The sequence below is a fragment of the Allomesorhizobium camelthorni genome (genome assembly GCF_011045125.1).
Lineage (GTDB): Bacteria > Pseudomonadota > Alphaproteobacteria > Rhizobiales > Rhizobiaceae > Allomesorhizobium > Allomesorhizobium camelthorni.
Map to the genome: position 1 here is coordinate 23,895 of NZ_JAAKZF010000053.1, position 11,308 is coordinate 35,202.

Sequence of the window (11,308 nt, forward strand, 5' to 3'; positions counted from 1 at the left end):
CAAGGATCAAAGAAATGGCTGCCAAGGAAATTATGTTTTCGTTCGAGGCTCGCGACAGAATGCTTCGCGGCATTGACACCCTGGCGAATGCGGTGAGGGTCACGCTTGGCCCTCGGGGGCGCAATGTCGCGATCGGCAGCGACCACGGTGCGCCGCGGGTGACCAAGGACGGCGTGACCGTCGCCAGGGAAATCGAACTCGACAACAAGTTCGAGAACATGGGCGCCCAGATGTTGCGTGAGATCGCAACAAAAACCTCCTATCAGGCCGGCGACGGCACGACTACCGCGGTCGTGCTCGCGCATGCGATCGCCCGGGAGGGCGCCAAGGCGGTGGCCGCCGGCATGAATCCCATGGACCTGAAGCGGGGCATCGATCTCGCGGTCGAAGCCGTCGTCGCGGAACTCAAGAACAACGCCGCGAAGGTCACCTCGAACGTCGAGATTGCGCAAGTCGGCGCCATCTCGGCCAACGGCGACAGGGAGATCGGCCGCTGCCTCGCCGACGCCATGAAGAGGGTCGGCAATGACGGCGTGATCTCCGTCGAGGACGGGACGTCGCTCGAAACCGAACTCGAATTCGTTGAGGGTATGCAGTTCGACCGCGGCTATATCTCGCCCCGTTTCATCACCAACCGCGCAAAGATGCGGGTCGAGATGCAGGATGCCTATGTCCTCATCAGCGAGAAGAAACTGTCCAGCCTGAACGAAATACTGCCGCTGCTGGAGAAGGTGGTGCGGGCCGCCAAGCCGCTGCTCATCATCGCCGAGGATGTCGAAGGCGAGGTGATTGCGGCGCTGGTGGTCAACAAGTTGCGCGGCGCTCTCAAGGTTGCAGCTGTGAAGGCGCCGGCCTACGGAGACCGCCGCAAGGCGATGCTGCAGGATCTCGCGCTGATGACCGGCGGAACGGTGATCTCGGATGATTTGGGCCTCAAGCTCGAGAATGTTTCCCTCGAGACGCTCGGGCGCACCAAGAAGGTGATGATCAACAAAGGAGACACCACGATCGTCGGCGGCGCCGGCAAGCGGGCAAGCATCGAGGCCCGCATCGCCGAGATCAAGATCCAGCTTGCGGAAACCACCTCCGATTACGACCGCGAGAAGCTCCAGGAACGGCTGGCGAGGCTCGCCGGCGGCGTCGCTGTGATCCGGGTCGGCGGTGCCACCGAAGTCGAGGTCAGGGAAAAGAAGGATCGCATCGATGACGCGATGAACGCGACAAGAGCCGCGGTCGCGGAGGGCATTCTCCCGGGCGGCGGGGTCGCCTTGCTGCGCGCCGGCAGTGCGCTCAAGAAGCTCAAGGGCGGCAACGAGGACCAGCAGGTCGGCATCGCGATCGTCAGGAAGGCGATCACCTGGCCGGCTCGGCAGATCGCGATCAATGCCGGCCTGGAAGGCTCGGTCGTCATCGCCGGGATCCTCGAAAACGACGACAACGCCTATGGCTACGATGCCCAATCGGGCGTGTACGGGGATCTGGTGTCGAAGGGTATCATCGACCCGGCCAAGGTGGTGCGAACGGCGCTCCAGGGCGCGGCCTCGGTGGCGGGCCTCCTCATCATGACGGAGGCCATGGTCGCCGAAATGCCTGGCCCGCCGCCGCCGGAGCTTCCCGGTCACGATCATCATCATCACGATATGGATATGGATTTCTGATCGCTTTGCGGCCGCAATCTGGGCTCGCGACCATCAGCAATGATCTCATCCGCTATCGAGGTGAGACAAGTCGTCGATGATCACGGTATCCAAGGTCGGCTCATGGCGCGCCATGAGGCGACACTCGCAGTGCTACTCCAATGTGGTCATTCACGCTTTTGCCGTCGATGCCATCATGGTCTTCGCCGACACTGGTCGTCAGCGCGGAATTGAGACGGCCGATGAGATCGACTCCAAAGCGGCAGGGAGTTGCGCCAGATCAATGCGAGTTCAGAGAGCGATGCTAGACTTAAACTAGGAGTTGAAGGGCTTCGCGCAAGGAGGAAACGCCATGACGCATCGTGGCAATTGGTGGTCCACGTTCGAAGCAGTTCTTGGTTGGCGGCTGCAAACTTCTGTTTCGCCCGCCAAGCCGGCGAAGGCAGCACACCAAGCTACTGCGCTAGGAGGCGAGACCAACATCTGGCCGAGAGTAAGCCGCGAGCGCCCCGATCTTTTGCTCATGCGGTTGGAAGCGCTTCAGCTCGATCTTACCCAAGTTGAGGCTTTAATGCCAACCGAGTTTCGCGCGCTGGCCCGCGTTTGTGATTACTGCCAAGACAAGGTGAGGTGCGAGCGTGATCTTGTCTACGAGGCAGCCGGCAAAGCTGTAAGCTGGGAGCATTACTGTCCGAACGCTTATCAGTTGCGGGCGATGGGTCTGCTTCAAACAGTGTGAAATCGGGTTACTGCCAAGCCCTGGCAAGCATGGGGCGGGGCGCCGGCCACATCGATTAGCGGGCGGCCTACACAATTGCCGACATTCCCGCCGCTTCTCGAAAACGACGTTCGCGCTACGGCTGGAGTCGGACCCGAGGACGAAGCCGCTCGCGCGGCAAATGGCGCCCGTGACGAGCGTCCTGCAGTTAATCTGAACGCCGTGCATTTAAGGACGGCGGTCCTGCCTGACGGTTGGGATCTTCTCATCATCAGACAGGAGGCTCCCATGACGGTGGAGAGGACCACCCCGCTGCGCGAGCGCATGATCAAAGACACGCGCATCCGCGCAATGGGCGACAAAGCCCGGCAAGCCCATATCCGGGCCATCAAGGATTTCGCGGCTTCCGCCCCGACACCGCCACGCCGGACGACCTGCGCGCCTACCAGCTTCACATGACCAACGCTTGCATCACTCCGCATACCTTCAACGCCCGCATCGTCGCGCTGAGGTTCTTTTTCGGCGCGACCTGCGAGCGTGAGGACATGAAGCGGTTTATGCGGTTCCGCCGGCAACCCCGGAAGTTACCCGTGGTGCTGGCCGGGAAGGGCAGGGCGTTTTTGTCCCCGAGACGGAAACTGATGGGGCAATGGAGGCGCAGGAGCTCGATCCGCTGGCCCAAGAATTCGCCGAGATCGACGCCGTGCTGGCGCGGTCGTCGAAGATTTTGAGCGGCGCCGAGGCGCCTGCTCGAAAAGAGGAAACGTCGCTGCGTGACCGGCCGGACCTGGTCTACGATCTCGACTGGAATGAAGAAGAACGGCTGGCCGAATGGCAGGCTGTGCTCGCCGAGACGCGGGAACTGCCGGTGGTCCTGCGCGCCGCGATCCTGCTCGAAGCCTAGACCGAGATCGAGGTGTTGCAGCACGCCGCCTGGCTTGGGCCGCTTCTCATGGCCGCGTTGCTGCGGCAGGACGGTGTTGCCGCGCATCATCTCGCCTGCCTGCATCTCGGTCAAAAAAACATTCCACGCGAGCGGAGGCGGGCGCGCAATCGCGGCGATCGGCTGCTGGCATTTCTCGACGCGATCCACGGGGCGGCGCTAGCGGGGCTGAAGGAGCATGACCGCCTGGTGCTGGCGAAGAACCAGATGGCGCGGCGGTTGCGCGACCGCCGCGCCAGCTCGAAACTACCCGACCTGGTCGAGCTGGTGCTCGCGCGCCCCCTGGTCTCCACCGGCATGATCCAGGCGGCGCTGAAAGTCTCGAAGCAGGGGGCGCTCAATCTCGTCGGTGAGCTCAGGCTGCGCGAGATGACGGGCAGGGGAAGGTTTCGAGCGTGGGGAGTGATTTAAGACCGAGATTCTGATCGATGTCCCGGCGAACCCCAAAGACTCCTGTCCAGCCTCGATACATCGTCGATATGCTCGACTTGGAGGCTCCTTGTGGGTTTAAGGCCACGACGACTGATCACGCGGCAGCCGATGATTGGGATCATGGACCTCGACCCCATCGCCTTCGACAAGATTGGCTGGAAAGATCACCAGATTGGTGCCGCCGGCATGACGCAGCGATGGAAACAGGATACCGGCGAGGCCAGCCATGATGACCAGGTCCGCGAGCTTCCACGATGGCGGTACCTTCCTGTCGATGCGGGCAATCCGACGCCAAGCACAATCCCATTCCTTCCAGGCGCCGTCCCAGGCGTTTGGATCGAACCCTTGCGAAAGGTCGGCGACTTCGGCAAGCCTGATCTTGTAGGCGGCAAGCGTTGCCGGCGGGGTGATGCTGGCACCCTGTCTGTATTCTTCGAGTGCCGTCTGAGGCGCACGCGACAGGTAGAGCGCTTCGACACCCGGCCGGTTGAAGCGGCCACCATCGATCGCCGCGCCTGCTCCACTGGTGGGCAGGAAAGCCCATTTGGGTGTCAGATAGCGATGGAAGATTTCGTCCGGACCGATACGGGTGATCTTCACCCGCGCGCGCCATTCTCGAGATCCCGGATGAAAGCCAGAACCGCCTCGGCATGACCTTCTGCGACGAGCTCGGCTGCTGTGCGATGGCCATAGTCGACGATCGGCTCGTTCCGATACCAGTAGATCGCCTTGTCGACGTCGCCGGTGAGTTCCGTTGCAGCCGAGATCACCTTCACCATCTCCCGCATCCTGCCCTGCAGGCGCTCCGACGAAGGATTGCGGAGAGTGTTGCGGTGAACACCTGTCAGCTGCGCCAGATTGGCCACCTTCACACCAAGAGCCTTCGACAGGCGCCTTGGCGAGATATAAGGCGTGCGCGGCTCCTGAAGGCTATCAAGAAAGCCGGAAACCATTGCGTTGTGGGTCAGCTGGGCCTGGGTCATGGCAAACCTCAATATCGATCCTGCACAATATATGCACATAAAAACGCATATCAAGTGCACGCTATGATCCAGCACCGAAAGTTGACCCCGGCCTAGGATGGAGTGAAGTAGTTGATTTCTTGCGCTTTGGCCTGAGGGGAGGGGTCACGCTCGGCGCCGACGATGACCAGCTCGCAAACGTATTTTCGGGCGAGCTAGCAACGGGTTAGAGCTCTCCTAGCTGGGGTCAATGTTCGGCGCTTGTCTACACCGTGCATCTGAGCGCGCGGTTCTGACCGGCCACAGCGGTCGGCCGACGTTTGCCTCAGGTGCGGCGGGCTTCTTTTGCTAGGACCATCCGAAGGGGTCCGAGCGTTACATCTGCGGAAGCCGCTCCAGATTGCCAATCGTTTTCATGTTGAGCTGCATACCGATTGCCTATTCGGCATCGGGCGGAGATGCTTCAATGGCCAGGACCTCTAAGCCCTCAATTTCTTGCATCACCGTTCCAGCGATGCCTTGCAAGTCGCCGTACATCCCGACGGTCGACTCGATCACGCCTTGGATCTGGGCCTCCCGCTTGGCCCACAGGCGTGTTGTGGCCTTGCGTTCCTTGGCCAGGTCCTCCTGCATATCAGAGAACTTTTCGACGATCGCTTCGACGCGATGGCGGAACCTGGGACCGGTCAGATAGCCATAGACCTGCTCCATTTTGGTAGCTTGGCCGTCCTGAGCGAGGCGGGAGTTGGCCAGCTCGATGAGGGATTGCCGGAGCATGATGGCGATCGGAAGCGCGCATTTGGTATGGGCGACATAGACCCCGTCCAACAGATCGAAGGTTTCCACACCGGGAGGCAGCGCCTCCGAGATCATCAGCGCGATATCCGCTTTCGCCGCCCGCTGGTCCGCCCTGAGCTTCCCCAGCCAACCCTGGCTCCAGTTTTTGGTGCGTTTAGATTCCCACAAAATGGCGCCGCATTGCTGGCCGGCCGGTCCCACAACGCGGTGCAGGACATCTCCACCGAACTCGCCCTTTGCTACCGGTTCAATGATGTCCATTGGGAACCGGCTGGCAATGAGGGACTCCAGTTCGAGCTCCAGAACCTCGCCCTGCAGCTGCTGGGAACCCTGTTCCGCACGGCGCTTCAACTCCTCAATCTGACGCTGCATGCCGGCGATCTGTTCTTCTTTTTCCGCAACCTTCATTTTGAGCCCATCTTCGGCTTCGGACCTCGCCTTGAGGCGAACGGCGTCCAGCCCCTCCTGGATCTTCCTTTCGATGGTCAGCGCCATCTCGCGCTTTTCATCGTCAAGCGCACGCTGCTTTTTCAGGAATTCCGCCTGTTGCTGCTGGGCCTCGGTGAGCTTTTCGTCGCGCGCCTTCAACGTCGCCTCCAGCTCGGCGAGCTTCTTATCCTTGTCCTCCAGGTCTACCGACAGCAGCAGTTTTGCCTTGCGGGCCTCCTCGATCGCGATTGCGTCACGCTCAAGTTTAATTTTCTCGGCCACCTGGTTGCCGATGTCCTCTTTGGCGGCGGCTATCTCAGCCCGCTGGCGCTTAAGCTCCTCTTCTCTGGCAGCCATCGATGCGTTGCTCTGCGCCAGCCGCATTTCGTATTCTTCGCGCGTGGCGGCAATCAATGGGGCCGCGAGTGACTCATTGAGCTTGATTTCCGTCTTGCAGCTTGGGCAGCTGATTGTCGGCTCATTGAAAATCCTGTCACCCTGCAGCATGGCTTTAGTGGGCTGAACGGTCATCTGCGCGCTGTCTCCCTGAGGAATCAGTTTAAGGACACACCAGACTATATCTCGCCAGGCACATTCGAAAAAGAACAAATGGTGAACCGATGGGGTTATCCCCGCCGGAAAGCCCGGGGAGGCGCCTCTCACACTTCTTTGTGCCGTTCAAAACCTGAAATCTCTATCGACGCTGATTGAAATCGTGGTCTCGTCAAATTCACCCCTTTGACCCCTTGGCGACATTCGCACGCTGGATCACGAACGGCAGCTTTATGCCCTAGCGACCGCTCCGAAGGTGCTCTGGGGGAGCGTCGCCCAACGTCGTCTCGTAGGAGGTCCGCGTGCTTCGATCGGAATGAAGCATGAATGGCCCTTGCTGCATCCACTGCTACATGAAGAAGATCGGCTGGTTCGGGCTGGCTGGCGTGCGGCCACACATTGCCCGACTGCGGCCGAGCGTCGATCAGTGCGAGCCTGGTCCATTTGCCCGCTTTCTCGGGCAGGTTTCCTGTTATTCCGCCAACTGCGATCTGATGCTGTCAGAAACGCATAAAGAGCCACAGCTGATCGTTGACAAGCCTGTTGCCGCAGCGTGAGAGTGATGGCGGGAACAAAGAACAGCCGGACGACAGAACCGGCGGGATCACTCGCGCGAGCAGCAGGAGGCTTCAGATGCGTTCACCCATGCCCGGTCTACGCTACGCCACGGCGGCGCTATTATTCTCAACCGGTATCTATGTCGCCCCTGCCCTCGCGCAGGAGTCCAGCGATCCCATCAAACTGACGCTGCACGACTGGACGGGCCAGCTGATCACCACAGAGTTGATGGGGGAAGTCCTGAAGAAGGCAGGCTACAGCGTCGAATACGTTCAAGCCGACTATCTCGCGCAATTTGCGGGTCTGGAAACCGGGGACCTGCACGTTGCCATGGAGATGTGGGAGACAACCGGCCGCGACGCCATGGATGCTTCCACCGCCACCGGCAAGACGGAAGTGTTCGGGCCCACCGGCATGAAGGCCAAGGAAGAGTGGTGGTATCCGGCTTACATGAAGGAGAAGTGCCCAGGCTTGCCGAACTGGGAGGCTCTGAAGGACGAGACCTGCGCAGAGGCGTTCTCCACGCCCGAAACCGCTCCGAAGGGACGCTATCTGGGTGGTCCGGTCACCTGGGGTGGCTTCGACGATGAACGTGTCGAGGCGCTGAACCTGCCATTTGAGGTTATCCACGCTGGCACGGATGCTGCGCTCTTTGCGGAACTCGAGAGCGCCTACCAGCGGCAGGCGCCGATCCTGCTCTGGGTCTACGCACCGCATTGGGCGCCGGCGAAGTACGAGGGCGAGTGGATCGAATTCCCCGAATTCACGAAGGAATGCTATACGGACCCCAGCTGGGGCAGCAATCCCGACGCGCTCTACGACTGCGGCAAGCCTTTTGGCGAGATCTGGAAAGTCGGCTGGGCCGGCGTCAAGGACAAGTGGCCAGGTGCCTACAAGGCGCTCAAGGCCTTCACCATCGACAATGATGAGATGGGTAAAATGATCACTCAGGTCGATCTGGAGGGCAAGTCGGTCAGCGAGGTCGTGCAAGCCTGGATGGCCGAGAACGAGGCGCGCTGGTCGGAGTGGATCAAGAAATAGATCTCTTGATCAACCTCTCACGCGATCGCTGCTCTGAGACAGGAATGAGTTTGCCGCAGTCGAAACTCATTTGCCGGAACGTCTGGAAGTTATTCGGCTCGGGAGCGCAGGAGTTCATGGCCTCGCATCCCGCGCCGAACGTCGAAGAGCTGTCCGCGGCGGGCCTCCTCGGCGCCGTGCGGGACGTCAATCTCGACGTCCGTGCCGGCGAGATATTCGTCATAATGGGTCTGTCTGGATCCGGCAAGTCGACGCTGATCCGCTGTCTTTCACGCCTGATTGAGCCCACCTCAGGCGAAATCCTTTTCAATGGGGAGAACCTGCTGGCGGCGAGCGAAGCGCGCATGATCGAGATCCGCCGCCACCAGATGGGCATGGTCTTCCAGAACTTCGCGCTCCTGCCTCACATGACGGTGCTGGCGAATGTCGCGTTCCCGCTGGAGGTCCAAGGCATCGACCGTGCCCGACGCGAAGCGCGCGCACGTCAGATGATCGAACTCGTCGGACTTTCGGGCAAGGAGGACTTCTTCCCCCGCCAGCTCTCGGGCGGCCAGCAGCAGCGGGTAGGGATCGCGCGCTCGCTCGCGGTGGAGCCGGAGCTTTGGTTCCTAGACGAGCCGTTCTCGGCGCTGGACCCCCTGATCCGTCGCGAGATGCAGGACGAGTTCATCCGCCTGCAATCCGTGCTCAAGAAGACGATCGTCTTCATCACTCACGATTTCGACGAAGCGATCCGGCTGGCCGACCGTATCGCCATCATGAAGGACGGTGCCGTCGTCCAGTCGGGCACTCCGGACGAACTGGTGCTCAGCCCCGCGACGGACTACGTCGCCGCGTTCACACGGAACGTATCGAAGGCGAAGGTCGTCAAGGTCGCTTCGCTCATGAAACCGGCGGGTGCCGGGCTGAACGGCAGCGCCATCAATGCGAGGGCCACAGTCGCCGAGGCCGCGCCACTGTTCGCCGAGGGGGCCGATGTCCTGCGCGTCCTGGATGACGCAGGCAGAACAGCGGGCGCGCTGCACCGTTCGGATGTGGTCGACATGATGATGCGAGGCTGAGGCATGGCCTCTCCGGCCCCGACGATCGGCGCGGCATCCTCCCGCCTCCCCCGGATGGGCCTCGCGACAGGCAGGGGAACGCTGGTGGCATGGGCGGTCGCGCTTTTTGCCTTCGGGATCGTCTGGCAGACGGCTGATCCCTATGCGCCCTGGGCGCAGGACTATCCCAAGACGTTGATGGTGCCAGCCGCGCGCTGGGTCAGCGCCTTCATGAAGTGGCTCGTCAACGAAGCGAGCTTCGGTCTGTTCACCTTCACCGAACTGACCCGCTTCCTCGCCGCGCTTGTGGATGCGCCGTACACAACGGCCCGCAGCCTGCTGTCGAGCGGCCTGCTGTCCGGACAGGGGTCGAGCGCAACGCAGGTGCTCCCGCCGCTGTCCTGGATCGCCGTTGTAGGCGTCGTATCGCTTCTCGGGCTTTATGCTGGAGGTGTGAGGCTGGCGCTGCTGGCCGGCGGATGCTTCCTGTTGCTCGCGGTCTTCGGGCAATGGGACAGTGCCATGGTGACGCTCGCCTCGATCATGGTCGCCGTGCCAATAGGCGTCATGGGAGGCCTGCTCATCGGGATCGCCGCCTATCGGTGGCCGCGCTTCGAGGGAGCCATCACGCCGCTGCTGGATCTGATGCAGACCATTCCGGTCTTCGCCTACCTGGTTCCTATCCTTGTGCTGTTCGGCTTCGGGCCGACCGCCGCGGTGATCGCCACTCTGATCTATGCCATGCCGCCTATGGTGCGCATCACCACGCTCTCGCTCCGCGGTGTCGCCCAGGAGATCATCGACCTCGGTCGCATGATCGGCTGCACACGCCGGCAGATGACGTGGCGGGTGCTGGTGCCTTCCGCGCGAGAAAGCCTGATGGTGGGCGTCAACCAGGTGATCATGCTGTCGCTCAACATGGTCATCATCGCCTCGATGATCGGCGCCGGCGGCCTCGGCTTCGATGTCCTCGCTGCGCTCCGCCGCCTGCAGATCGGCGCAGGGCTCGAGGCAGGGCTGGCGATCGTGGCGCTGGCTGTCGCGCTCGATCGGCTCAGCCAGGGTTTTGCACGGAAGCTTAGCCAGCGCAGCCCCGCCTCAGAGCAAAGGGGTCTGGCGACCCGTCATCCCTACACCCTGGCCGCTCTGGTTCTCATACTGGCGACGGGGCTTGTGGGCTTTGCCGTCCCCGCCGTACAGGCCTATCCGCCAGCCCTGGAGATCTCGACCGGCACGTTCTGGGAAGAGGGCGTCAAGTGGATCAACGTCAACTTCTTCGACACGCTCGAGGCTCTGAAGAACGCCGTGCTTCTCAACGTGCTCATTCCCTTCAAGCGTTTCCTCGGCGAGCTCCCATGGCTGGGTGTGGTCGGCCTCCTCGCCTTTTTAGGGTGGCGCCTCGGCGGATGGCGGCTCGCGACGCTGGCCGGGATACTGTCCGCCCTGATCGCCGCCACGGGGCAGTGGGAGAAGGCGATGATCACCGTCTATCTCTGCGGCGTCTCCGCAGTCGCGGCCGCCATGATCGGCATCCCGATCGGCATCACGGCTGCCGAGCGGGATCAGCTGTGGCGATGGGTGCAGGTCATCATAGACACGCTGCAGACGCTGCCGTCATTCGTCTACCTGATGCCGGCCGTCATGCTGTTCCGGGTCGGCGATTTCACGGCCATGATTGCGGTGGTCGCCTATTCGCTCGTTCCGGCGGTCCGCTACACGGCGCTGGGGCTGCAGAAGGTGGACGCTGGCCTTATCGAGGCCGGTCGCGCAATGGGCTGCACTCGCTGGCAGCTGCTGACGAAGATCAAGCTCAAGCTGGCCTTGCCCGAGATCCTGCTTGGTATCAACCAGACGATCATGTTCGCGCTCTCCATGCTGGTCATCACCGCGCTGGTCGGCACGCGCGACCTGGGACAGGAGGTCTATATCGCGCTAACCAAGGCGGACACCGGACGCGGCATCGTTGCGGGGCTTGCGGTCGCGTTCATTGCCATCATCGCCGATCGGCTGATCTCGGCGGGGGCGATGCGGACGAAACGCAGGATGGGGCTGGTGTGATGCCCCTCGAGATGCAAACCGTTGTTGGACCATTCGGAGACCCTGGTGTTCAAGGGCGAGGACCAGCGAGACGAGCGTGGGAAAACCGGAGACGGATTTCCGCACGCGCTGCAGGCGGTCGCTTATGAGATCGAGGGTTA

General features: G+C 61.8%; 11 protein-coding genes and 1 pseudogene. 9 read left to right on the forward strand and 3 right to left on the reverse strand.

The window, feature by feature from the left end; genetic code table 11:
• Positions 1 to 14: 14 nt before the first annotated feature.
• The 5 genes and pseudogenes from groL to G6N73_RS38050 all read left to right on the forward strand — a co-directional run bounded on the left by groL (position 15) and on the right by G6N73_RS38050 (position 3,709).
• On the forward strand, positions 15 to 1,658 hold the full coding sequence (gene groL, locus G6N73_RS25660; protein WP_165032809.1) for a chaperonin GroEL: 1,644 nt from the start codon (positions 15 to 17) through the stop codon (positions 1,656 to 1,658).
• A gap of 331 nt (positions 1,659 to 1,989) precedes the next feature.
• The gene (locus tag G6N73_RS25665) at positions 1,990 to 2,376 is read left to right on the forward strand and encodes a hypothetical protein (RefSeq protein WP_165032810.1); all 387 of its coding nucleotides are present in this window, start codon (positions 1,990 to 1,992) and stop codon (positions 2,374 to 2,376) included.
• 267 nt (positions 2,377 to 2,643) lie between these two features.
• A complete protein-coding gene (locus G6N73_RS37200) occupies positions 2,644 to 2,814 on the forward strand; it encodes a hypothetical protein (protein WP_246252572.1) in 171 nt (56 codons plus the stop codon).
• 190 nt (positions 2,815 to 3,004) lie between these two features.
• Positions 3,005 to 3,508 (forward strand): annotated as a pseudogene (locus tag G6N73_RS25675) (DUF1612 domain-containing protein); the annotation flags it as partial.
• A complete protein-coding gene (locus G6N73_RS38050; RefSeq protein WP_281352979.1) occupies positions 3,506 to 3,709 on the forward strand; it encodes a helix-turn-helix domain-containing protein in 204 nt (67 codons plus the stop codon). The pseudogene G6N73_RS25675 and the gene G6N73_RS38050, both read left to right, overlap by 3 nt.
• Positions 3,710 to 3,805: 96 nt before the next feature.
• Here G6N73_RS38050 and G6N73_RS25680 read toward each other — a convergent pair whose 3' ends face one another.
• From G6N73_RS25680 to G6N73_RS25690, 3 genes are all read right to left on the reverse strand, one after another.
• Positions 3,806 to 4,330 (reverse strand): RES domain-containing protein, encoded by a 525-nt coding sequence (locus tag G6N73_RS25680; RefSeq protein ID WP_165032811.1) that lies wholly within the window; start codon positions 4,328 to 4,330, stop codon positions 3,806 to 3,808.
• Positions 4,327 to 4,713, reverse strand: a complete 387-nt coding sequence (locus G6N73_RS25685) for a DUF2384 domain-containing protein (protein ID WP_165032812.1) — start codon at positions 4,711 to 4,713, stop codon at positions 4,327 to 4,329. The genes G6N73_RS25680 and G6N73_RS25685 overlap by 4 nt, the downstream gene beginning before the upstream one ends.
• Positions 4,714 to 5,130: 417 nt before the next feature.
• The gene (locus G6N73_RS25690; protein WP_206079076.1) at positions 5,131 to 6,450 is read right to left on the reverse strand and encodes a DUF2130 domain-containing protein; all 1,320 of its coding nucleotides are present in this window, start codon (positions 6,448 to 6,450) and stop codon (positions 5,131 to 5,133) included.
• 374 nt (positions 6,451 to 6,824) lie between these two features.
• Between G6N73_RS25690 and G6N73_RS25695 the strand changes: the two genes are divergently transcribed.
• The 4 genes from G6N73_RS25695 (at position 6,825) to G6N73_RS25710 (ending at position 11,168) form a co-directional block, all read left to right on the forward strand.
• Positions 6,825 to 7,028, forward strand: coding sequence for a hypothetical protein (locus G6N73_RS25695; RefSeq protein WP_165032813.1), 204 nt, complete (start codon positions 6,825 to 6,827; stop codon positions 7,026 to 7,028).
• Positions 7,029 to 7,104: 76 nt separating this feature from the next.
• Positions 7,105 to 8,070, forward strand: coding sequence for an ABC transporter substrate-binding protein (locus tag G6N73_RS25700; RefSeq protein WP_425484140.1), 966 nt, complete (start codon positions 7,105 to 7,107; stop codon positions 8,068 to 8,070).
• 44 nt (positions 8,071 to 8,114) lie between these two features.
• Entirely contained in the window at positions 8,115 to 9,131 is a 1,017-nt protein-coding gene (locus G6N73_RS25705; protein WP_165032814.1) for a quaternary amine ABC transporter ATP-binding protein, read from the forward strand.
• A gap of 3 nt (positions 9,132 to 9,134) precedes the next feature.
• Positions 9,135 to 11,168 (forward strand): ABC transporter permease, encoded by a 2,034-nt coding sequence (locus G6N73_RS25710; protein WP_165032815.1) that lies wholly within the window; start codon positions 9,135 to 9,137, stop codon positions 11,166 to 11,168.
• The last annotated feature ends 140 nt before the right edge of the window (positions 11,169 to 11,308 follow it).